The organism is Pseudomonas sp. S3_G06 (genome assembly GCF_054667565.1).
The window spans coordinates 2,976,388-2,999,303 of record NZ_CP162738.1 but is presented as its reverse complement, the minus strand read 5'-3'; the positions used below and the strand labels follow the sequence as shown (position 1 = coordinate 2,999,303).

The following is a 22,916-nucleotide window of genomic DNA, read 5'->3' as shown; positions in this document are numbered from 1 at the left end:
GACCTGAAAAGCAACTAAGCACACCCATCCAATTTCTTCCGCCCCGGCCTTGGCATGATTCCCGTCAATGACATTCAAAGGGTCGGGTCATGATTGCTACGAGGGATGAACAGGCGCGCGACATCGGGTTGCTGTACCTGCGGGTCAGCGGCGGGTTGTTTCTGTTGTGGGTGCACGGCTTGCCCAAGTTGCTGGACTTCACCGCGCAACTGCAGCTGATCGAAGACCCGTTCCACCTCGGCGCCCGCCTCACGCTGATCCTGGCGATCTTCGCCGAAGTCCTCTGCCCATTGCTGATCGTCGCCGGTGTGCTGGCGCGATTGGCCTGCCTGCCTATTCTCTTTGTGCTGCTGGTGGCGTTGCTGGTCGTGCACCCGCAATGGAGTGTGACCGAAGGGCAGTTCGGCTGGTTGCTGTTGATTCTTTTCACCACTGTATTGATCGCCGGGCCCGGACGGCTGGCGATTCCTGTTCGTTTGCCCGGAGTGCTGCGTTATGCCTGAAGTCCTCAATTCACAAGCACCGGGGGCCGATGAGACCGTCACGTTGATCATCAAACACTCGGTCAAGGCCGGTTTCGAATCGGCCTATGAAGCATGGCTGCGCAACATTGTGCGCGTCGCCGGCCAGCGCGAAGGGCATTTGGGTGTGGACGTGGTGCGCGGCAAGCGCGGGCGTCTGGATTTTTACACGTGCGTATTGCGCTTCAGCTCCACCGAAGCGATGCAGGGCTGGCTGGAATCCTCCGAGCGTCAGGCGCTGGTGGCTGAAGCCGCACCGATGCTGGCCGACGGCGATCAGACCGAAGTCGCGCCGGTCAATGAATTCTGGTTCTCGCCCCTGGGCGATGCCGCTTCGCCGCCGCCGCGCTGGAAGCAGGCTGTCGTCACGCTGCTGGTGATTCTGCCGCACACCCTGCTGGTGCCGCTGATCTGGGGGCCGCTGCTGGCGCTGCATCCGTTTCTGTCCAACTACGTGGTCGCCACGTTCCTGATCACCCTGACCATCGTCCTCTCGGTGGTCTACGTGGTGATGCCGCCGGTTACCCGTTTGTTCACCCCGTGGCTGGAAGCCAGCCAGGCCCATGAACACCTCGATTCCCAAGAAACCTCGCCGCGTTGAGCGGGGTTTGCTTCTTTTCACTTTCGCTTGAGGAACTGCGATGAGCGCCGATCTGATTTTATTCAATGGCCAGTTTCATACCGTAGACCGGGAAAAACCACTGGCCAGTGCGGTGGCGATCAAGGACGGCCGCTTCGTTGCCGTCGGTAACGATGCCGAGGCCATGGCCCTCAAAGGCAACGCCACACAAGTGGTCGACATGAAGGGCCGCTGCGTCATCCCTGGCCTCAACGACTCGCACTTGCACCTGATTCGTGGCGGTTTGAACTACAACCTCGAACTGCGCTGGGAAGGTGTGCCATCGCTCGCCGACGCGCTGCGCATGCTCAAGGACCAGGCCGACCGCACGCCAACCCCGCAATGGGTGCGCGTGGTCGGTGGCTGGAACGAATTCCAGTTCGCCGAAAAACGCATGCCGACCCTGGAAGAAATCAACCAGGCCGCGCCGGATACTCCGGTGTTCATCCTGCACCTCTACGACCGTGCGCTGCTCAACCGCGCCGCCCTGCGTGTGGCCGGTTACACCCGCGACACGCCGAACCCGCCGGGCGGCGAGATCGTGCGCGACAGCAACGGCAACCCGACCGGCATGCTGGTCGCGCGGCCGAACGCGATGATTCTCTACTCCACACTGGCCAAGGGGCCGAAGCTGCCGCTGGAATACCAGGTCAACTCGACCCGCCAGTTCATGCGCGAACTCAATCGTCTCGGCCTGACCAGTGCGATCGACGCCGGCGGTGGTTTCCAGAACTATCCGGACGATTACCAAGTGATCGAGCAACTGGCCAAAGACGACCAGTTGACCGTGCGCATCGCCTACAACCTGTTCACCCAGAAGCCGAAAGAAGAGCTGACCGATTTCCAGAACTGGACCGGCAGCGTCAAGCTGCATCAGGGCGACGATTACCTGCGCCACAACGGCGCCGGCGAAATGCTGGTGTTCTCCGCCGCCGACTTCGAAGACTTCCTCGAACCGCGTCCGGACCTGCCGCAAACCATGGAACAGGAACTCGAGCCGGTGGTGCGCCACTTGGTCGAACAGCGCTGGCCGTTCCGTCTGCACGCCACGTACAACGAATCGATCAGCCGCATGCTCGACGTGTTCGAGAAGGTCAACCGCGACATTCCGTTCAACGGTCTGCCGTGGTTCTTCGACCACGCTGAAACCATCACCCCGCAAAACATCCAGCGTGTGAAAGCGCTGGGCGGCGGTATCGCGATTCAGGATCGCATGGCGTTCCAGGGTGAATACTTTGTCGATCGCTACGGCAAACAAGCTGCCGAAGCCACGCCACCGATCAAGCGCATGCTCGCCGAAGGCGTGCCGGTTGGCGCTGGCACCGACGCCACGCGCGTGTCCAGCTACAACCCGTGGACCTCGCTGTACTGGATGGTCAGCGGCCGCACCGTTGGCGGTCTGGCCCTCTACGAAGAAGGCTTGCCACGCAGCACCGCGCTGGAACTGTTCACCCACGGCAGCGCCTGGTTCTCCTCGGAGCAGGGCAAAAAAGGCCAGATCCGTGTCGGCCAACTGGCAGACCTCGCTGCACTGAGCGCGGACTTCTTCAGCGTTGAAGAAGAAGCGATCAAGTGGATCGAGTCGGTGATGACGGTGGTCGGCGGCAAGATTGTCTACGCCGCCGGCGACTTCGAAGACCTCGGCCCGCGCTCGATTCCGGTGCTGCCGGACTGGTCGCCGGTAGTCAAAGTCCCGGGCCATTGGCGCCCGAACTCGCCGTTGCAAGCGCAGGTTCACCAGTGCAGCGGGCCATGCGCCGTGCACACCCACAGCCATGAAAAAGCGCGGATGTCGAATGCGCCGGTCAGCGATTTCGCCGGTTTCTGGGGCGCGTTCGGCTGTTCCTGCTTCGCGTTCTGAGTTTGAAAAAAGCGCCGGGCATCAGGGCCGGCGCTTACCGCAACAACCATCCATCCAGGAGTTTTGCCATGAGCGTTCCTTACAAGCGTCTGAACAAAGATGATGCCGTCGTCCTGCTGGTCGATCACCAGACCGGTCTGATCTCGCTGGTGCAGGATTTCTCGCCGAACGAGTTCAAGAACAACGTGCTGGCACTGGGCGACATCGCCAAGTTCTTCAAGCTGCCGACTATTCTGACCACCAGCTTCGACGCAGGTCCAAACGGCCCGATCGTGCCTGAGCTGCTCGAGCAATTCCCCGACGCGCCGTTCATTCAGCGTCCAGGCCAGATCAACGCCTGGGACAACGAAGACTTCGTCAAAGCGATCAAGGCCACCGGCCGCAAGCAACTGATCATCGCCGGTGTCGTGACCGACGTTTGCGTAGCTTTCCCGACCCTGTCGGCGATCGCTGAAGGCTTCGAAGTGTTCGTCGTCACCGACTCGTCGGGTACCTTCAACACCACCGTGCAACAAGCAGCGTGGGCGCGGATGTCCGCCGCCGGTGCACATCTGATGAACTGGTTCGCTGTGGCCTGCGAGCTGCAGGGCGACTGGCGCAACGACATGGAAGGTCTGGCGCATCTGCTGTCCGAGCGTCTGCCCAACTATCGCAACCTGATCAACAGCTACACCAAGTTCACTGCCAAGTAATCTGGTCGAAAGTCAAAAGCCCCTCACCCTAGCCCTCTCCCGGAGGGAGAGGGGACTGACAGCGTTGTTTGCTAGAGTTGCATCGACCTGCAGTACCGAGCCGAGCTCCGCTCTTGAAACGCATGGAGATCGGCTCCCTTTCACCCTCGCCCCCTTAGGGGGAGAGGGCTGGGGTGAGGGGGTGAGCTTTTGATCTTCAAAGTTTCAGATCAGCGTTTTTGCAACCAACCCAAGAAACCACCTTTTTTCACCGCCACCGGTTTGGCCATCAACGCGAGGCGACTGTTCTGCTGACGCACCGCCTGCAACTTGTTCAAGGCCCGGCCGACTTCGCTGCGCTTGTCCATGCACTCACGGGTCAACTGTTTGTCGAGACGATAAATGATGCTCGACGTCAGTGCTGTGAACGTCGCCTGCGACGGTGTATCGGCAAGAATGCTCTGCTCACCCATGACTTCGCTCGGCCCCATGCGCCCGGCCTCGGTCTGGCCATTGCCGTCCGGCACCGTCGCGCTGACCACGCCCGTGGCGATCACGAACAGACTGTCCGGCACCTCGTCCAGATCCAGCACCACCTGACCCGCCGTGTACTGCTGCGCGACCATCGACTCAGCGAGGCGATCACGTTCCTCACTGCTCAGCGAGCGGAAAATCTTCACCTCATCCAGCAATGCGCGAGCACGGCTCGACGGTTCGACCACGCCGTCGGGATGCCGGGAAATACCCGCCGCTTCGAGATGGCGGTGGGCGAGGTCGAACAGTTGATTGCGCACTTCGCTCTTCTTGCCCAGCTCAGCGATGTAACCGCTGGCAACGTATTCCGACATGGTTTCGCCGGCCTCTTTGAGTACGGCTTTCGGCGCCGGGCTGAGCAGCAGCGAACTGCTGCCCTGCAAGCTGCGATCAAGGGCATCCAATACCCGACGCGGGCGGATGTGGTTCGGCACTTTGATACTGATCGAGACGCCGTGCATGTTGTTCGGTCGGCTGAGGTTGACGATCTTCGCTTTGGCCGCCACCGAGTTCGGTACAACCGCCATGGTGCCGGCGCTGGTCAGCAGGTGCGTGGCGCGCCAGTCGATATCGAAGACCTTGCCTTCTACGCCGTCGATCATCACCAGATCGTCCACTTGATACGGCTTGGTGGTGTTAAGGACGATGCCGGAAAACACGTCGGCGAGGGTGCTTTGCAGCGCCAGACCGACGACGATGGCGACCACCCCGGAGGTGGCCAGCAGACCTTTGACCGGCAACTCCAGCACGTAACCGGCTGCCGCAACAATGGCGACCAGAAACACCAGCGCGCCGATGACATCCTGCAACAAGCGTCCGCTGTGACCGATGCGGCGCATCAGCGCCAGGCCGATCACTTCGGTCAGCACCCGTGCTGCGTACAACCACCAGAGAATCCCCAGCGCCGTCGCCCCCAGTTGTGCCACGCGATCATCAGCGAACAGCGGAGCCTGCAACGGGCTGACACCGGCATTGATCACCAGCGCGCTGAACGCCAGAAACAGCGCCAGACGCACGCCGACTCGCGGCGCGCGGTGGCTGAAGGGCGAGAAGTGCCAGAGTGCGGCGTCGAGCAGGAGCAGGACGGCGCTCCAGGACAGCAGGTGGGCGTAGAAAAGAGTCATGACCGGTACTCCGCGACGCTGGTGAGAAAAAAGATCGCAGCCTGCGGCAGTTCCTACAGGGAATCGTATTCCAGGGTAGGCGCTGCCGCAGGTTGCGATCTTTTGCTTTTATGGATTCAGATGAGTCTTCAGTTCAGCCGCCGCCTGACGCACCGCCGCTTTCACCTCCGGAATCTGGCTCAGCGGATTGAGCAGACCAAAGTCATGAATCATCCCGTTGTAACGCACCGAGGTCACCGGCACGCCGGCCGCATCCAGATGCCGCGCATAACCTTCACCTTCATCACGCAGCACGTCGAACTCGGCGGTCTGCACCAGCGCAGCGGGCAGGCCCTTGAGCTGTTCGCTGCTGGCGTTGAGCGGCGAGGCATGGATCTGCGCACGCTCGGCCGGGTTGGTGGTGTAGTTGTCCCAGAACCACTGCATCATGCCCTTGGTGAGGAAATGGCCCTCGGCAAATTGCTGGTACGAACCGTCATCGAATTGCGCATTGGTTACCGGCCACATCAACAGCTGGAAGCGCAGGGCAGGGGTTTTCTGCTCCTTGGCCATCAACGCCACGACCGCTGCCATGTTGCCGCCGACGCTGTTGCCGGCCACCGCCAGACGCTTGCCATCGACACCGATGTCCTTGCCGTGCTCGGCCACCCATTTCGTCGCAGCGTAAGCCTGATTGATCGCGGTCGGGTACTGCGCTTCCGGCGACGGCGTGTAATCGACATACACCGCAACAGCGCCCGAGCCGACCACCAGATCACGAATCAGGCGCTGATGCGTCGGGAAGTCACCGAGCACCCAGCCGCCACCGTGGAAGAACATGAACACCGGCAACTCGCCTTTGACCTTGGCCGGGCGCACCACTTTCAGGTTGAGGGTCTGGCCATCAACCTTGATCGCCTTGTCGCTGACTTCCACACCGGACAGATCAACCTTCACCGAGGCCTGCGCACCGGTCAGCACCGCACGGGCGTCTTTCGGGCTCAATTGCTCCAGCGGACGACCACTGCCAGCGGCGAGGGCATCGAGGAACGCTTGGGTATTGTGTTCGACGCCAGGGCTGCCAGCGGCGAAAGCGCTGCTGACGGAGAGGGCGAGGAGGGACGCGGCGAGGGTTTTCTTGATGCTCATGTTCAATTCCATTTTTGAATGTGTGATGTAGGAGCTGCCGAAGGCTGCGATCTGATCGTTCCCACGCTCTGCGTGGGAATGCAGCCGGGGACGTGTTCAGGGTTGTTTTCAAACCGTGAGCACAGATTAATGGGCTGCTGAAAAGCGAAAAAGCGGCTATAAAGCGTTTAACTGTCCACCAGAGAGTGACAATGAACCCGTTCGAAGACATGCGTATTTTTTGCCAGGTCATGGACTCCGGCAGCTTCACCGCTGCGGCCGATCAGTTGGGCCTGTCGAAGCAGTTCGTCAGCCGCCGTTTGATGCAACTGGAAGAGCGCCTCGGTGTGCGCTTGTTGAATCGCTCGACCCGCCGCCTCGACGTCACCCCCCTGGGGCAGAGCTATTACGAATCGGCGTTGCGTTTGCTCGGAGAAGTCGAGCAGGTCGAGCAGGGCATCGCCGGCGAAACCGCCGAGCCGCGCGGCACGATTCGCCTGAGCGCGCCGCTGTCGTTCGCGGTGGCGCATCTGGGTTGTCTGCTGCCGTTGTTCCTGCAGCGTTATCGCGAAGTCACCGTCGAGGTCGATTTAAGCGATCGCCCGGTCGACCTGCTCGGCGAAGGTTACGATCTGGCCCTGCGCATCGGCGTGCTGGAAGACTCGACACTGATTGCCCGGCGCATCGCCAGCATCGAACGGGTCTATTGCGCCAGCCCGGCCTACCTCGCCGAACGCGGCACACCACTCAAACCCGAAGACCTGCACAGTCACGATTGTCTGCCTTACGGCCACGGTCGCTCGGTGCAATGGCGCTTCAACGAAGCGCCGGGCAAACCGCTGCTGATCAACGTCACCGGGCGCATGCGCGTCAACAACGGCGAACTGCTGCGGGACGCCGCGGTGCAGGGGATGGGAATTACTTATCTGCCGACCTTCATCGTCGGCGCGGCGCTGAAGGACGGGCGGCTGGTGCCAGTGCTGGATGATTTACGCCCGGAGCCACTGACCCTGTCGGCGGTTTATCCGCAGCACCGCCAGGCTTCGCGGCCGGTGCAGGCGCTGGTGGAGTTTTTGCGTGAGCGGCTTAACCAGAGTCATGTGAATCTTTGATTTTATTTACCGTCGAGTATCGCGTTCTGTCGGGCCAAATAGCGGTGTATGGGCAGTTATGATTAACTTTGATTCGATTTGTATCAAAGCTGAGCGAACACAGTGGGACAGGACTACTCTGATCGACGGTGAACGCCCGCTGCCCGTAATCTCAAGGAGTCAACTGACATGGCTGCGCCAATGAAAACCCGATCTGTGACTGCCCACGTACCCGTGCAATTGGCCGAAAAGGTCGATCTGATGGCTGAGCGACTGGAACGCTCGCGTAACTGGATTGTGAAACAGGCCCTGAGCGCCTGGATTGATCAAGAGGAAGAGCGCAGCCGTCTGACGCGTGAAGCCTTGGCTGATGTGGACGCCGGGCGCGTTATCGATCATCAATCAGTGCAGGCATGGGCGGACAGCTTGAGTTCCGATACGCCTCTCAAGGCTCCACTTTGATATGGAGTTGAAGTGGACCAGCAAAGGGCTTTCCGACCTGACCAGGCTTTACGAGTTTTTGGCACCAGTTAATCAACCTGCCGCTGCGCGCACTGTGCAACAGCTGACCGCCGCTCCGACAACGCTGTTGGCCAATCCGCGTTTGGGTGAACGTCTGGAAGAATTTGAACCGCGAGATGTTCGAAGGATTCTGGTCGGGCACTACGAAATGCGCTACGAAATTGTCGATTCGACTATCTACCTGCTGCGCCTTTGGCACACTCGCGAAGAACGATAATTCATCGCCTGGCTCTCGCTTACAACATCGCAACAACCCCAACTCCGCGTCTGTTCTAGACTCACGCTGCTCAATCACGAGCCTCACCCGGAGTGCGCCATGGAAGTGCCCAACCCCAAAACCGCCATCGAAAGCAATCGCCAAGCGTGGAACGATTCCGCTCGCCATCATCAGGATTCGCCGGACTGGCAGGCATTGCTCAACGATGTCGCGCAGGCAGAGTTTTGCTGCCTTGATGACACCTTGCGGGGCTTGCTGGACGTCGACGGCAAAGACGTGATTCAACTGGGCTGCAATAACGGTCGGGAGAGCCTGTCGCTGTTTGCGCTGGGTGCGCGCAGTGTCGTCGGCGTCGATCAATCCGCAGCGTTTCTTGAGCAGGCCCGCGAGCTGAACAGCCGCTCGCCGCACAATGCCGAATTCGTCGAGAGCGACATCCACCATCTGCCCGCATCGCTGCATAACCGCTTCGACGTAGCCTTGATCACCATCGGGGTACTCAACTGGATGCCTGACATCGACGAATTCTTCCATCATGTCGCGCAGGTGCTGAAGCCGGGCGGCAAACTGGTGATCTACGAAACCCATCCGTTTCTGGAAATGGTTGATCCGCAGGCTGAAGATCCCTACCGCCTCGCCAGCTCGTATTTCCGTGTCGAGCCGTTTGTGCAGGAAGAACCGATTGTGTATGTCGGCAAGGTCGAGCAGCCGGCGGCGAAGTCGTACTGGTACGTGCATACGCTGGGCGCGATCTTCAGCGGCGCCATTGGAGCGGGGCTGCGCATTGTGGATTTTCAGGAATATGCGCATTCGAACCGGGAAGAGGTGTATGACTGCTACCTGAACCAGCAGGCGCAGTTGCCGATGTGCTTTAGCCTGGTGGTGAGCAAGGCCTGAGAACCTTTTTTGCGACGGCTGGCCTCTTCGCGAGCAGGCTCGCTCCCACATTGGTTTCGCGTACGGCGACTATCCAGTGTAGGAGCGAGCCTGCTCGCGATGGCGGCCTTGCGACAGCTACAAAATTCAGGTAACGGCGCGATTGAGTACGTGCCCCGGCTGCGCATAAAGATCAATGCCCAACGCATGAATCACCTTCAACACTGTGTCAAAGCGCGGCTTCGCTCCGGGAGCAAAAGCTTTGTACAAACTTTCACGACCCATGCCTGAATCCTTGGCGATCTGCGTCATTCCTCGCGCCTTTAACACGTAGCCGATTGCGCGAAGGAATTCTTCGCTGTCTCCGTCTGCAAGCACCTGTGACAGGTACTCACTGATGGCTTCATCACTGTCGAGCAGGGCGACCATGTCGAAATTCGTCAAAGTCTGGCTCATGGTTAAACCTCCTTTGCCATTTTTTGTGCGCGTCGGATGTCTGCGCTTTGTGAGGATTTGTCGCGCCCGATGTCGTGCTTGACTCTATCCAAGTGGATACAGATAAACAGTCGGCCAAGTCTTTTCCGAATGTTGGAAGTGTCGTCACAGTTTGTAGGCAACCAGACAATCGCTTGTGAGAGCTGCGGGTGCAGCTACTGGCCTCTTCGCGAGCAGGCTCGCTCCCACAGGGAAACGCATTCCAGTGTGGGAGCGAGCCTGCTCGCGATGGCGGTATCAAAACCGCCGCAAATATTCAGCCTGAATCAAGCCTGCGCCGGCGCACTGACTACCGGTCTTTCCGGCTTGCGCAGCGCCTCCAGCCTTGACTCGCTGTAGCGCGTTTCGCGGAAGAAGCGCCAGTGGCCGAACAGGTCGTAAACATGGGTGATACGCCCTTGTTCCTTGTAGCCCAGACGCACATGCATCTTCAGGGCCTGGATATTGGCGTTGTCGCAGATATCCACCACTTTTTTGTACCCACCGGCGTCCATGACTTGCCAAAGTGCGGTCTGTGCGTCGACGGTCAAGGTGCTGCCGAAGTAGGGCCGGGCAATTTCGGCACCGAACTGGAAGTACTCACCGGGCTGGATCGTGAACGTGTAGCGGTAGAAGTGCCGATCGTAATAGTCGCGGGTACTGGCCCAGACGAACCCGACGGTGTGGCCTTCCTGGTCCAGGTACATGTGCCCCGTGTGCCCTTCAGCGGCCAATTCGGCCATGGTCTGCACACGGTCACCAAAGTACTTGCCGAAAGCCTTGGCGTTGTCCTCGGTGATGTCGACTCTATGTAAACCTTCACAGGGGCGCAGTTTGTTCGGCGCGATCGGCGTGACCAGATCGCGCTCCATCCACAGCAATTCACGGTGAGCGAAGACATAACGTTTGCCGAAAGCGCCAAGGGTGCGGCGCAGGCCTTTTTGTTTGATGCGCAGAAGCAGTTTGTCGATGACGTTCATGATGCTCTCCGAGGCGCTAGCCCTGGTGTGGTGGATGATGTTGCCAGTTGAGTTGCGCAGGTATTTGCCGCTTTCGGTTTGCCGGCACGCTGTGCGCGCCATTTTTGCAGGGCCGGTTTGACGCAGTACCAAAGACGCAGGCCCAGGCCCAGCAGCAAGCCACTGGGGCGCCATGAGTAGAAGCTCCAGCGCCAGTGTTCCAGTTGTCCGGTCATGCGCTCGTGCAGTTGATGACTGGAGTTTTCCAGGCTGACCCGCGAGGCATCGATCCAGTGCCATTGCTCGTCCAGGCCCCAGCGAATCCATTCCTCCAGCAGCACTCGACCGCTGCCCAGATCGGCATGTTGCGGCAGGAACGCCAGGTTGTAGTCGTAGAGGCGGCCCTGCTCGAGCAGGCCCAGCCGATAACTGATGCAGCGGCCGTCCAGCTCCAGTGTCACCACTCGCACCAGCCCTTGAGCGGCGAGGGCGGTGAAGGCGTTCTGTATCCATTGGCGACTGTGGTCAGTTGCGAAAATGCCGACGCCCTCGTCACCTTTCCAACTGACCGACTCGACTTCTTGCAACGCCTGTAAAACCGCAGGCATCGACAGCGCATCGGGGGTGATTCGCCGTACTTGAGCGCCGCACGCGGCAATCCGTTTGCGCGCACGACGCAGTTTGTAGCGCGGGTCGCCGGAAACTTCCTGCTGGTCGGCGTCGCTGATCAGATGCACCGGCACCCGGCAACTCAGGCGCCGTTCAGCGGTGGAGCTACGCGCCATCCAATCGGTGAGGGCACTTTCTTCCCCGGCAGGTTCCGACAGTTCGTTGAGTTGCAGCAGCGCATGGGGCAGGCGCTGACGGATCAGCACCAGCGCATCGCGCATATCCTCTGCATCGAGCAACGACAGCAGGGCCAACCGATCGGCCAGCGGATAACCCAAGTGGCGCAAGACGCGAAATGGCACGCCCGCGAAGCGTTCGCGGCTGGACACCAGGGGCAGGCACAGGCGCAAAGCCTCTGCTTCCCAGCCGAGCAGAACGTGCAGGCACTGATTCTCTTCCAACGCCTGTTCTGCCGCGCACAACCAGCCGAGATTGTTGAACGGCGTGTGGTCGGTCACGCGCAGGCGCAATGCCTCGTAGGCCGTCGCCGGGAAGTCGGCAGCGCACAGCGATGTGCGCCATTCGAATCGCATCGCCATGGTTCAGGCCGCCGTTGCTGGGACAGGTGGACGGGAAGTTTTGCGCAGTGCGTTCAGGCGCGACCCGCTGTAACGGGTTTCGCGATAAAAGCGCCAGCGACCGAACAGCGTGTAGATATTCATGATCCGCTGTTGTTCGGTATAGCCCATGCGCAGGTGCAGCTTGAGCGCCGGGATGTTTGTCGATTCACAGACATCGACCACTTTGCGGCAGCCTTTCACGGCCATGGCTTTCCATAAGCGTAGTTGCAGATCTACCGACAATTCGGTGCCCCAGTAGGCGCGAGTCAGTTCGCCACCGAACTCGAAAAACTCGCCAGGTTTCACCGGGAACCGGCAACCGTAGTAATGCCGATCAAAATAATCACGCGGCGAGCCCCAGATAAACGCCACGGCATCGCCATGCTCGTCGACATGCATATGCCCGGTGTGACCTTCATTGGCGAGTTCGGCCATGACGCCGACACGGTCGCCGAAGTAACGGGTGAAGGCGCTGGCGTTGTCTGCGGTGATCCGCATTAATCGCAGTGGCGGGTATGGTTTGAGGTTGTGCGGCGGCACGGGGCTGACCAGATCCCGTTCCATCCACAGCAGTTGCCGATGGGAAAAAATGTACATTCTGCGGATCTTCGCCAAGGTCGCCCGCAGACCTTTGCGACGGATATGTCCGCTGAGTTTTTTAAAGATATCCATGGTCTCTTCTCCTGATGAAAGTGCCGCGCGTAGCATCACGCTCGCAGGGCAGAAGGGCGGTTCATGAAGCGTTCCAGTTCAGGGCAAACAGGGTTTGCCCGGGTAATTCGAAACGCACGCGCCCGTGTTCGCAGGCAAATGGTGCGTCGCGGGCGCGATTGTCAGCGCCGAAGAAATGCAGGGCGCCTTGGTTGAGCGGGCACTTGGCACCGCTCAGAGCAACGCGTTGCAGGCGCGTGCCTTTGTTCACCCCGAGCAACGTGCGCTGCTCGTCGCCGGCCATCGCCAGTACGTCCACTTCGAAGGCGTCGTTATCCAGTTGCAGCACGTGCGGCAGCCAATGCCGGGCGATGAATTGCTGGGCCAGGCCCACCGGTTTCAGCTCGAAGCGATCGCCGGCCAACACGCGCACCATGCCCTTGGCGTAGGGCGGTTCGTCGGCCGCCTGAAACCAGTTGAGCATGCTCAGCAAGCCGTCCTGAGAAGCATTGATGACCACCGATGCCCACCACAGGGCGGCGTAATGAGTTTCCTGGTCGTACGGGCTCAGGCTCGAGCCACTGGACAGATTGGTCTGATCGAGCAGCAAGGCTTTGCGCGGCTGACCCTTTGCGTCGAGGCCGACCAGTTGCGCGGCGCGGCGCACGCTGTCGCGGTAGACGCGAGTGGCGAGCAGGTCGCGGATCATCCATTCGTGCCAGGCCAACGCGTCAATCTGATCGGGCGCTTCACTGAGCAGACGCCGTGCCCAATCGATCCCGCGTTTGTCTGCGGCGTTATTGGCGAACGGGCCGTTGACCAGGCGCGAACTGGCCGGCATGGCGATGCGCACGCCGGCCCTGGCGTTGGCCGGATTGCTGCGCACCTGGCGGGCCATGCTGACAAAAATCGAGCGGTATTCGTCGTAGCTCGAATAGTTGAGGTTCGGCTCGTCGGCGAAGCCGATGTAATGCGTGCCTTGACCACCCAAGGCACGAGTGCCGGCGAGCCACGTCTCAAGGCCGTTGCTGCTTTGCACATCGGCGCGCAGATTGGCCTGACGCCCGGTGCCGGCGAGCAGGGTGATGTCCTGGCGGATGCCGAAGCGCGTCTGATAAAGCTGGCGAACCGGGTCTTCGAAGCGGGCACTTTTCGACGTTATGTCAACGTAGCTGTAGTAGCTCGCCGCGCTCGGTTTCAACGCATCCAGTACGGCATGACTACTTGCGGGCGGCATCAGATTGGGCAGCGCGATGCCCAAGTCCGGAGTGCGCCCGAGTACCTTGGCGTGCAGGGTCAGGCGGACCTCACCCGATTCTTCATGCACTGGCTGCAGCTGCTGCGGATTCTGCGCAAACAGGTTGGCCGTGCCATCGAGCCAGAACGCCGCTTTGCCGCTGCCCTGCAGGCGCAAGCGCCAGGTCTGAGGCCGGTCACTGACCGGCAAGGCCACTTGATCGAATTGCCAATAGGCGCGGTGGGGCTTGAGGGCCAGCGACAGCTGTTGTCCATCGTCTACACGCTGTGCTTGCAGCGCGTTGACGCCGCCATGGTATTTGCCGTTCAGCACCGCGTGTTCGCCAGGGGCGACCTGGAAAAACAGCTCAGTACCATTGCGGGTTTCGACGCTGAAATGCACTTTGGCCGGACTGAACAGCGCCACGGTGGTTGCGTCATGCTCGACGCGGTAACTACGGAAGCTGTAGCCGGGAATCTCCAGGCGATAACCGGCAGCTCCCGGCACCAGCGGCCAGCTTTGCGAACCGCGAACCTCACTGGCCTTGATGAAGCGATCACCTTGCAAGCGGCCGTAGCCGTCAAGCAGATAGATATGCTCTTCATTGGCCTCGGCCTGCCACGCCGGAACCCAGCGCACGGTGACTGTATCCGGGCGGTCGGCTTGCAGATACAGGCTGCCATCGCGGATGTCGCCCCACTGCATGGGCGCAGCGAAGGCATTCAGCGTCATGCCGAGTCCGAACAGCAGGGCCAGGCGCTTCATGCGGCTTTCCTGCGGTGCAGCATCAGCCACATCGGGCTGAGATCGCCGGGCAGAATGAACAGCGTGTGCCAGAACGGTACGCCGCTCAGCCTGCAATAAAGCACCAGCATCGCCAGGGTCACTGCCAGATAGGCAATCGAGGACGCCGCCGCAGCGCCGACGATGCCGTAGCTGGGGATCAGCAGCAGGTTCAGGCCCAGGTTGAGCAACGCCCCAACCCCCATCATCAGCGAGACCGTGGCAGGGCGATTCTTGCCGATCAGGTCCAGGCGCAGAATGCTTGCGTAGCACAGGCCCAACAGCCCCGGCAGCAAAGCCAGCAGCGCCGGATACGCGGGTTGGTAGGCGACGCCGAACAGGATGATGATCAGCCATTCGCCGATCAGCGCCATCGTGACGCAGGCGCAGAGCATTACCGTCGCGGTCAGGCGCAGCGCCAGCGGCGTGACCTTGTCCATGCCCTTGTCCTGTTGCAGCAGACGCTTCATCAGCGGTGTGGTGACTGCTTCCGGAACGATCAGCAACAGTTCAGCAGCGGCGCTGGCCATGGCGTAATGGCCGAGCGCGCTGCTACCGAGCAGGGCGCCGATGAACAAGTAATCGGAGCGCAGAATGACCTGTTGGAACAGCAAGTCCGGATGGCTGCGTGCACTGAATTTCAGCAGCTCCTTCTGGCTTGCACGATCCCATTGCAGTTTCAGCGGCTGTGCGCGTTTGAGCCACATCCAGCCCACCAGTACCACCAGGCTGATACCGGCCAGCCAACTGATGAGCGCCGCTTCGAGTGCCGCCTCTTTCCACATCCAGAACAGCGCAACAAAAAGCAGCAGCGGTGCCAGCGATTCGATCAGGCGCAGAACATTGAAGGCGACCACGCCACCCGACGCGTTGTGCAAGGTCAGCAGGCCGCTTTTGAGCACGGTCAGCGGTACCGCCAGCAGCAACAGCCAGGCCAGCAGACCGAGCTGCATCGTGACATCGAGTTCGCTGCCAAATTCTCGCGCCAGCGCCACCACCAGCAACGTCAGCAGCCCGGCGAGCAGACAACCGAACACCAGCACCTGGGCGAGCAACAGCCCCATCGGCCGCTGGTTAGCCGCTTGATAACCGACTGCCGAATTCAAGCCGCCGCTGGTCGCCGCGCTGATCAGATCCGGCAGGGTGCTGAGCAGGGCGAACAAGCCGCGCTCGCTCGGCCCGAGAATCCGCGCCAGCAACACATTGCGCAGCAGGCGCAGGGCGATCATCGCCAGTTTGGTGCCCATGCTCAGGGCGAGGTGCTTGATGTAGCTGCCGCGACTCATGGCCTTGCCCCGCGAAAGATCCGTAGCGACAGCAGCTCCGGATTGCGCGCGGTACGTTGGCTGACGCCGAAGCGCGGCAGGTTCAGCGGGTCGCCGGCGCCGCGATAGAGTCCGGTGGACGTGCCAAGAGCAAACGGATAATCGTGATTGGCGACCTGCTCGCGCACGCGCTCATCGTTGTCGCCGTTGGGGTAGCAATACACCGGTAAAGGCCGATTGCAGCCGTTGTGCAAGGCATCGCGGCTGCGGCTGATTTCTTCGTGCAGACGCATGTCATCCAGGCCAGTGAGGATCGCATGACTGGCGCCGTGGGGGCCGAAGCGCACCAGACCGGACGCTTCCATGGCGCGCACCTGATGCCAGTCCAGCGCTTGCGGCAGAGAATCCGGCGGACACTCATTGGTCAGACGTTCGAGTTCCTGCGGATCGAGGCTCTTCAGCCCTTGCAGGTAATGCAGCAGTGCCAGGCTGCGCCGGTCGACATCGATATCGTCGAGCAGCACCGGCAGCGGATGACCGGTGATGCGCAGGTGCTCGATCAGGTGCATACGGGCCTTTTCGCCATGGCTGCCCCACAGCGTTTCACCGACGCTTTCCCACCAGAACCGTTGCCGACTGCCAATGAAATCGGTGGAAAGAAAAATGCTCGCCGGCACCTGATATTTTTGCAGCAGCGGATAGGCATTGACCGCGTTGTCACGCCAGCCGTCATCGAAGGTCAGCGCCACGCGCGGGCGCTCGGTGCGCAGGGCGTTGGGCTGCAACAGCTCCATCAGCGGCACGCAATCGAAATGCTTGCGCAGCCATATCAGCAAGTGTTCGAACGCCTGCGGGCCGACACACAGTTCATTGCGGTGCGGCAGGTTGGCGGCACGGTCGTTGGCCAGCACTCGGTGGAGCATCAGGATGACCCCGGCCCCGTGCAACTGGCTGCGCCCCACGGACGAGTTGAGATAGAGCCAGCCGCTGGTGCGTTTTATCAGTTGTTTGATAGCCATGGGATGCGCCCTCTCAACGATTCTGGTCAGGATTCCACTGTGCGTACCGTTGCCCGCGCAGGAACTGCCACAGGCCGACGCTCATGCCTGCCAGCGTCACCAGCAGGAAGGCCGCGAGGCGGAACGGTTTCGGTAAACGGTGTTGCGAATCCAGCAGGCCGGCGATGGCAATCGAGTAGCCGATCAATTGCGCGATCAGGCTCAGGCGATAGAAACCGTGCTGGTTCCACAGCCAGAAATTGCTCAGCAGCAGCGGCAGCAACAGCACCGGCGCCAGTCGACGAATCAGTTTGTGGCTGATCAACGCGATCGAATACAGGCCGTGCTTGAAGGGATTGAGCAGTTCACGGCGTTGCGCCAGGCTCTGCAGGCCACCGACGGTGACCCGCTGGCGGCGACGCCATTGCTTGTCCGCTTCGTCGACGCCCTGGTCGATTACTTGGGCTTCGGGCACGTAGACGATGCGTTTATGCGCCACCGGTGCGCAGGTACTGATGAAGAAATCATCGTTGACCTCGGCCGGCACGGTCTGGAACAGCTCGCGACGCAAGGCGAGCAGGGCGCCGTCGGCGGAGACCATGCAGCCGGTGCGATTCTCGACCCGGCGCAACCAGCCTTCGTAATGCCGATACAGACTGTCGCCGATGCTCAGGCCGCCACCGGTAACCGGGATCACCATGTGCCCCGCGCAGGCGCCGACCTGCGGATCGCTCAGCGGCGCGAGCAAGTGGCCGAGGGTGTCGCGCGACCACTGGTTGTCGGCATCGGTGAACACCAGAATGTCGCCGCTGCTCCGGGCGGCGCCGGCATTCAGGGTGGCGGCTTTGCCCTGGCGCGGCAGGTCGAGCACGGTGATGCGCGGATCAATCACTTTGTGCGCGCAAGCCACGGTGTCATCGGTCGAACCGTCGCTGGCCAGAATGATTTGCAACGCGGCCGGCTGATAGTCCTGAGCCAGCAGCGTGCGCAGCTTGTGCTCGATATGGCGTGCCTCGTTGTGCGCGGCGATCACGATGCTGACGTTCAGCGGCGGTGCGGGGGCATGTCGCCAGGCCGGGAACAGTGGCGCGAGCAAGGTGAGCAGCAGCGGATAGCCGATGTAGGCGTACGCTGGCAACAACAGGCACAGGCAAAAAATGAGTTCAGCCACGGGCAGGCCTCCTTGCATTCCAATGACACAGACCGAGAATCAATGCTGCGCTTGCCAAGTGCAGGCGCACCCAGTGCAGGCCCCAGAGCTGCAAGGTCAGGCTGAGGTTATGCTGGCGAATGCTTTGCCGCAGGCTGAGCAGCAGACTGGGCAGCAGGCCCGCCATCAGCAGCAGCAACGCCTGCTGCGCGTAGCCGCCCAGCAACGCAAGAATCGCCAGAGCATCAAGCAGCCACACCAGTAACGAGAGCAGCGGAAACCTCAGCAGACGCAGGCTCATGCCGTGGGCGCGGAGCAGTTGCAGGTGACTGCCCTGACGCCACAGTTCCTTGCCGATCCATTCGCGCCAGGTCATTTCGTAGCCCCAATGCAGAGCGACGCTGGTATTGACCGACAGCAGACGAGCACCGTGTCTGTGCAGACGCAGGGTGTATTCCTTGTCCTCGCCGGTGCGCAGGGTTTCGTTGAATCCGCCGACCTTGTCGAACCACTGCTTGCGCATCAGCAGGTTGGCACTGGGCAGCCATTGCACAGTGCGCGTGGCGCCACCCGACGGGCGCAAAGAGCGGCGCTGCCACGCGGCGGCGAACCATGGCGCGGCAGCAGGGGTGTGCAGGTCGAGGCCGAAGACGTCGCCCTGGTCGCCCGCAGCCAAAGCCAACATCTGCTTCAGCCAGTCTTCCGGCATCTCGATATCGGCATCAATGAACGCCAGCCATTCACCACGGGCAACCGTTGCGCCACGATTGCGCAAGGCGCCGATCAGCAGGCCGGGCAGTAGCAGAACCTGCGCGCCGAATGCGCGGGCAATCTGCGGACCTTCGTCGGTGGAGCCGTTGTCGACGACGATCAGTTCACAGTCGATGTCGGCTGCGTGCGCGGCCTTGCTGGCGGCCAGCAGCGTTCGGCCGATGTGCCGGGCTTCGTTGAACATCGGAATGACGATGCTGATCCGGCTCATGCTTTGGCCTCCGGCAGCGCTGCCTGCTCGGCTTTCAGGCGCAGCACCCAGGTCAGCGCCAGCATGATCCACAGGTATTTCAGGTTCGGCGCACTAAGGAACATCAGGAACAACGTTAACGACAGAAAGCTCATGCCCAGATGGGTAACCATGCCTGCGTGCTGCCACTCGCGCCGTTGCAGCCACGTGCGTCGTGCGCGGATCAGGTTGTAGAAACCCTGTACCAGCATGCCGACAAACAGCAGGCCGGCGGGAATCCCCAGTTCGCTGAAGATCTCCAGATAAGTGTTATGCGCCCGACGATACAGGTCGCCGATCTTGCGGTTGGCCGAGAACGCCTTGGCATAACCGGTGGTCGCGTAGTGCAGCGGGAAGGTGCCGGGGCCGGAGCCGAGCAACGGATGCTCGCGGATGATCTGGCTGCCAACGACAATGTACGAGGCGCGACGGCCGAGGGATTCGTCCTGGGCCTTGGCCCCGGCGCTGAGGATGCTCAGCGACTGAATGCGTGCCAGATAACCGGCCGGCATCGCATAGATCGCCAAGGGCAGGATGATCGCAGCACCGAGCATGGCGAAGCCGAAATGCCGTGGACGAATGCGGGTCAACTGCTGGCGGTAGTGCCAGACCCCGATTGCCAGACTCAACGCCAGTACCACCAGCCCTGAGCGCGACTCGGTTTTGGTCATGCCGCCGAGCAGCAACAGACAGCAACCAGCCCAAAATAAACGGTGCAGCAGGTTTGGGCTGCGAATCACCAGCAGCAGGCCCAGCGGCACGGCGAAAGCGATCAGCAGGGCAAAGGCATTCGGGTCTTCGAGCAGGCCGGCGGCGCGGCCCTTGTCCTGGAATCGGCTGGAAAACATCGCCATCGCGCAGGTCGCGCTGACACTGAGCGTGACCAGTCGGGCAAACAGATCCAGATTCAATTCACGCCCGATCAACAGGGTGATCACGAACAGGACCAGGCCCACGCTCAGTTCACGCAGATGAGTCTGCGACATGCCCAGATTGTCGCTGGCGAACAGGCTCAGCAGGTACAGCGCCATGAAACCGATCAGGTAGCGCCACAGGTTGCTGCGCAGGCGTTGCGACGGGATCTGGTGCAGCGCCAGTTGCAGCATCACGATCACCGCCAGCGAGGCACCGATCAACTTGCTGCCTGACACCGAGCTGTCCTTGAAGAAACCTTCGAACGGCACCAGCGCGGCAATGCCGAGCAGGCCCCAGGTCGGCTTGCGGTACAGAACGGTGAAACCGACCAGACCAATAACCGCCCCCGGTGCCAGATACGGCCAGGGGCTGGCCAGCAAACCGAGGCTGACCAGAGCGAACAGACTGACGATCGAGAGCGGGAAAATCATGCGCGTGTCTCCCGTGCCGTGTTGATGTACAGCTGCGACCAGCGTTCGGCCAAAGCCTTGAGGTCGTAGCGTTCCTGTTGGGTGCGTCTGGCGTTGTCGCGCAACTGCGCGGCCAGCTTCGGTTCGGCCAGCAGTGTGTCGAGCTGGCGGGCGAGGGCGGCGGTATCCGTCGGCGCCGCGAGCAGGCCGTTGTGGCGATCCTGCAAGACATCCGGAATGCCGCCGACCGCGAACGCCACCACCGGCACGCCGGCCTGCATCGCTTCGAGCAGAATCATCGGCGTGCCCTCGGTGCGCGAGCTGATCACCAGCGCATCGAGTTGCTGCCACCAGCCTTGCATCGCCGTCTGGTAGCCCGGCAGGCGAATCCGCTGCTGCAAGCCGGCAGCGTCGATGCGCGCCTGCAAGGCCTCGCGTTCCGGTCCGTCACCGAGCATCACCGCGTCCAGTTGCGGATGCTGGTGACACAACGCAATCAGCGCATCGAGAAACAGATCCGGGCCTTTTTCACTGCTCAACCGCCCGACGTAACCGGCCAGCCAGCGTTGCCGCTCTGCCAGCGGCGGCATCGCTGGCGCCGCTGGCAAACCGTTGGGAATCACCTGCAACTTCTCCGCGCTCACGCTGGCCTTCAGATGCAGCGTGGCGATGCTCTGCGCCACGCAAACCACCCGTTTCACCGACGCCGTGCGGCACAGTTGCAGGCTCAGCCAGGTGTAGAACTTCTGCTTGCGACTGCGCGGCGTGAAGCCGTGCTGGGTGATCACCAGCGGCAGGCGCAACAGCGTGGCGCCCACCCAGCCGAACAGCAGACCTTTGAAGTTGTGGGTGTTGAGCAACGGTTGGTCGCCACGGCGCTGACGCAAGTGCCGCAGCAATTCGCCGAGCCCGGCACAAGCGCGAGCGTCCACCCCGGCTTCACGAAAGCGCGCGATCAGTTCTGGCGGCGCGTCGAGGAACAGCACCTGGTGCTGTCCCGGCGTGGCCAGGCAATGATCCAGCAACATCCGCTCGGCCCCGTAGAAGCCGCCGCTGCTGAGCAAATGAATGATCGGCAGGGCGACGACTGGGGTGGACACCGCGTTCAATTGCGCACCCAGTGAACCAGGCTCGGCATGGTCCAGTTCTTGTGCGGATTGCCCGGCTGCGACGTTTCTTCGTTGAGCACCAACAACACTGGCACGCCCAGTTCATGGCTGATTTGCGCCGGATGCTTGAACCGATGGTCGAAGAACTCACGCACGTAGACGAACGCGATTGCCAGCAGCAGCCCGGTGAACAGCCCGAACGGAATGATCAGCATCGGCTTGGGAAAAGCCGCTTCGGTCGGCTCGAACGGTGGACTCAATACCCGGGCGTTGGACAAGTCGTTGTCCAAAGCGCGTGTCGTGCTGCTTTCGGCAAAGCGTTGCGCATAGGTGGAAAACGCTGCGTGCAAGGCGCCGATCTCGGTGTCCATCTGGCGCAGCTTGCTTTGGGTCTGCTGCAACTGATGGATGCGATTCTTGAACTCGGCAATGCGCGCGGTTTTCTGCTCGATGACCTGGCTCACCACCGACAGGTCGATCGTGCGTTCCTGGATGCGGTTGTTGACGACTTTGAGGAACTGTTGGCGGGTGCGGGCAATTTGCTCGCGGGCCAGCAACATCGGCTCGCTGCCAGGCTGGAATACCGCCAGGTCATTCATATAGCGGCTGACCTGAGTGGTCAGCGCCTCGCCCATCTGCCTGATTTCACGGTCCTCGAAGGCAATGTTGTCCACCGTCGTGGTGAAGGTGAACGGGAAGGTGTAGTCGTTGAGTTTGTTGGTGTTGGCGGCGGCCAGGCTGGTTTTCAGATAATCGAGCCAGCGCTGACTTTGCAGCAAGCGATCGCGATACAGGTTGAGTGCCTGCTCTTCGGTGTTGATCGCGTTGAGGCGAAAGGTGATTTCCTCTTTCGGGTCGGAAGAACCGACGCTTTCCAGCAGGCTCAGCCGCGCGCCTTCAAGACCATCGAGCCGCACCTGATACTGATGCTTCTTGGTTTCGTAGAACGAATGCGGCAGCTCGATCGATTGCAACGCCTGACGATCGACCAGATAGTTCTGCAGCAACGCGGCAACAAACGTTGTGCCCTGGGCCGGATCGGGGAAGCTGTAGACGATCGAGATCACATTGGAACCCGGCAGCGTTTCGATCTTCAGGTTGTCGATGGCGTCCTGGGTCAAACCGTCCAGTGCCGTGTCGCGCACCGGATCGGTTTGCATGCCCAGCGCATCACGCAGCGGATTGATCACGTATTCGCGCAGCGGCGTGCTGACGTAACGCTTGAACGGCTCGCCCGCCAGCTTGCTGAGCATCCCCAGCGGCGGGTTGTACTGACCCATGTCGCGCAGTTCGCTGATGGTCTGACGGATCAGCGCCGGCGAACGGAGGATGTTGCTTTCGGTTTCCATGTCCGCCAGCGATGGCGGTATGAAGGTGGCGCTGTCCTGGGTCAGCGAGGTGGTCGCATCGCCCTGAGACAGCTTTTTCGACTGCACGATGACCTGCGCGGTGATATCGAAGCTCTGTTTGAGCAGCAACGGCAGGAGCAGGGCGATCACTGCAAAGGTCAGGAAGATGCGCTTCACCGTTTGCTTGTTGGCGAAGAAAATCCTGAAGAACTCGTGCAGGTAATTTTCTTTTGGGTTCATGTCG

22 protein-coding genes are annotated in these 22,916 nt (G+C 61.1%); 8 read left to right on the top strand and 14 right to left on the bottom strand.

What is annotated here, in order from left to right:
• The first annotated feature begins 89 nt into the window (after window positions 1–89).
• From AB4N47_RS13430 to ycaC, 4 genes are all read left to right on the top strand, one after another.
• A complete protein-coding gene (locus AB4N47_RS13430) occupies window positions 90–503 on the top strand; it encodes a DoxX family protein (protein WP_341637905.1) in 414 nt (137 codons plus the stop codon).
• Entirely contained in the window at window positions 496–1,122 is a 627-nt protein-coding gene (locus tag AB4N47_RS13425; protein ID WP_341637904.1) for an antibiotic biosynthesis monooxygenase, read from the top strand. The genes AB4N47_RS13430 and AB4N47_RS13425 overlap by 8 nt, the downstream gene beginning before the upstream one ends.
• A 40-nt stretch (window positions 1,123–1,162) precedes the next feature.
• On the top strand, window positions 1,163–3,001 hold the full coding sequence (locus tag AB4N47_RS13420; protein ID WP_341637903.1) for an amidohydrolase: 1,839 nt from the start codon (window positions 1,163–1,165) through the stop codon (window positions 2,999–3,001).
• Between the two features lie 68 nt (window positions 3,002–3,069).
• Window positions 3,070–3,693 carry an isochorismate family cysteine hydrolase YcaC gene (ycaC, locus tag AB4N47_RS13415; protein WP_016774080.1) on the top strand — a complete coding sequence of 208 codons (624 nt, stop codon included), beginning with the start codon at window positions 3,070–3,072 and terminating at the stop codon, window positions 3,691–3,693.
• A 209-nt stretch (window positions 3,694–3,902) separates the two neighbouring features.
• On the opposite strand, the gene AB4N47_RS13410 is transcribed toward ycaC, so the two are convergent.
• Window positions 3,903–5,330 carry a mechanosensitive ion channel domain-containing protein gene (locus AB4N47_RS13410; RefSeq protein WP_460154247.1) on the bottom strand — a complete coding sequence of 476 codons (1,428 nt, stop codon included), beginning with the start codon at window positions 5,328–5,330 and terminating at the stop codon, window positions 3,903–3,905.
• Window positions 5,331–5,438: 108 nt separating this feature from the next.
• The gene (locus AB4N47_RS13405) at window positions 5,439–6,458 is read right to left on the bottom strand and encodes an alpha/beta hydrolase (RefSeq protein ID WP_341637901.1); all 1,020 of its coding nucleotides are present in this window, start codon (window positions 6,456–6,458) and stop codon (window positions 5,439–5,441) included.
• Between the two features lie 191 nt (window positions 6,459–6,649).
• On the opposite strand from AB4N47_RS13405, the gene AB4N47_RS13400 reads away from it, so the two are divergent.
• The 4 genes from AB4N47_RS13400 (at window position 6,650) to AB4N47_RS13385 (ending at window position 9,164) form a co-directional block, all read left to right on the top strand.
• Window positions 6,650–7,549, top strand: coding sequence for a LysR family transcriptional regulator (locus AB4N47_RS13400; protein WP_024012435.1), 900 nt, complete (start codon window positions 6,650–6,652; stop codon window positions 7,547–7,549).
• 168 nt (window positions 7,550–7,717) lie between these two features.
• Window positions 7,718–7,990, top strand: a complete 273-nt coding sequence (locus tag AB4N47_RS13395; RefSeq protein ID WP_041478584.1) for a CopG family ribbon-helix-helix protein — start codon at window positions 7,718–7,720, stop codon at window positions 7,988–7,990.
• Between the two features lies 1 nt (window position 7,991).
• Complete coding sequence (locus tag AB4N47_RS13390) at window positions 7,992–8,267, top strand: type II toxin-antitoxin system RelE/ParE family toxin (protein ID WP_122506414.1); 276 nt, start codon at window positions 7,992–7,994, stop codon at window positions 8,265–8,267.
• 99 nt (window positions 8,268–8,366) lie between these two features.
• On the top strand, window positions 8,367–9,164 hold the full coding sequence (locus AB4N47_RS13385) for a class I SAM-dependent methyltransferase (protein WP_341637900.1): 798 nt from the start codon (window positions 8,367–8,369) through the stop codon (window positions 9,162–9,164).
• 126 nt (window positions 9,165–9,290) lie between these two features.
• Here the strand turns inward: AB4N47_RS13385 and AB4N47_RS13380 are convergent, their stop codons facing one another.
• The 12 genes from AB4N47_RS13380 to AB4N47_RS13325 all read right to left on the bottom strand — a co-directional run bounded on the left by AB4N47_RS13380 (window position 9,291) and on the right by AB4N47_RS13325 (window position 22,912).
• Entirely contained in the window at window positions 9,291–9,599 is a 309-nt protein-coding gene (locus tag AB4N47_RS13380; RefSeq protein ID WP_071171759.1) for an addiction module antidote protein, read from the bottom strand.
• A gap of 305 nt (window positions 9,600–9,904) precedes the next feature.
• Window positions 9,905–10,597: an N-acetyltransferase gene (locus AB4N47_RS13375; protein WP_130909502.1), complete on the bottom strand. Its 693-nt coding sequence runs from the start codon at window positions 10,595–10,597 to the stop codon at window positions 9,905–9,907.
• Entirely contained in the window at window positions 10,594–11,784 is a 1,191-nt protein-coding gene (locus AB4N47_RS13370) for a GNAT family N-acetyltransferase (RefSeq protein ID WP_341637899.1), read from the bottom strand. Before AB4N47_RS13370 ends, AB4N47_RS13375 begins: the two co-directional genes overlap by 4 nt.
• A 3-nt stretch (window positions 11,785–11,787) precedes the next feature.
• On the bottom strand, window positions 11,788–12,477 hold the full coding sequence (locus AB4N47_RS13365) for a GNAT family N-acetyltransferase (RefSeq protein ID WP_073474287.1): 690 nt from the start codon (window positions 12,475–12,477) through the stop codon (window positions 11,788–11,790).
• 61 nt (window positions 12,478–12,538) lie between these two features.
• Entirely contained in the window at window positions 12,539–14,458 is a 1,920-nt protein-coding gene (locus AB4N47_RS13360) for a hypothetical protein (RefSeq protein WP_341637898.1), read from the bottom strand.
• The gene (locus tag AB4N47_RS13355; RefSeq protein ID WP_460154246.1) at window positions 14,455–15,762 is read right to left on the bottom strand and encodes an oligosaccharide flippase family protein; all 1,308 of its coding nucleotides are present in this window, start codon (window positions 15,760–15,762) and stop codon (window positions 14,455–14,457) included. Before AB4N47_RS13355 ends, AB4N47_RS13360 begins: the two co-directional genes overlap by 4 nt.
• Window positions 15,759–16,760 (bottom strand): polysaccharide deacetylase family protein, encoded by a 1,002-nt coding sequence (locus AB4N47_RS13350; protein ID WP_024012445.1) that lies wholly within the window; start codon window positions 16,758–16,760, stop codon window positions 15,759–15,761. Before AB4N47_RS13350 ends, AB4N47_RS13355 begins: the two co-directional genes overlap by 4 nt.
• 13 nt (window positions 16,761–16,773) lie before the next feature.
• The gene (locus AB4N47_RS13345; protein ID WP_341637896.1) at window positions 16,774–17,910 is read right to left on the bottom strand and encodes a glycosyltransferase; all 1,137 of its coding nucleotides are present in this window, start codon (window positions 17,908–17,910) and stop codon (window positions 16,774–16,776) included.
• Window positions 17,903–18,871, bottom strand: a complete 969-nt coding sequence (locus AB4N47_RS13340; RefSeq protein WP_341637895.1) for a glycosyltransferase — start codon at window positions 18,869–18,871, stop codon at window positions 17,903–17,905. The genes AB4N47_RS13345 and AB4N47_RS13340 overlap by 8 nt, the downstream gene beginning before the upstream one ends.
• A complete protein-coding gene (locus tag AB4N47_RS13335) occupies window positions 18,868–20,235 on the bottom strand; it encodes an O-antigen ligase family protein (protein ID WP_341637894.1) in 1,368 nt (455 codons plus the stop codon). The genes AB4N47_RS13340 and AB4N47_RS13335 overlap by 4 nt, the downstream gene beginning before the upstream one ends.
• Window positions 20,232–21,323, bottom strand: a complete 1,092-nt coding sequence (locus AB4N47_RS13330; RefSeq protein WP_341637893.1) for a glycosyltransferase family 4 protein — start codon at window positions 21,321–21,323, stop codon at window positions 20,232–20,234. Before AB4N47_RS13330 ends, AB4N47_RS13335 begins: the two co-directional genes overlap by 4 nt.
• Window positions 21,320–22,912 carry a GumC family protein gene (locus tag AB4N47_RS13325; protein ID WP_341637892.1) on the bottom strand — a complete coding sequence of 531 codons (1,593 nt, stop codon included), beginning with the start codon at window positions 22,910–22,912 and terminating at the stop codon, window positions 21,320–21,322. The genes AB4N47_RS13330 and AB4N47_RS13325 overlap by 4 nt, the downstream gene beginning before the upstream one ends.
• Window positions 22,913–22,916: the final 4 nt, after the last annotated feature.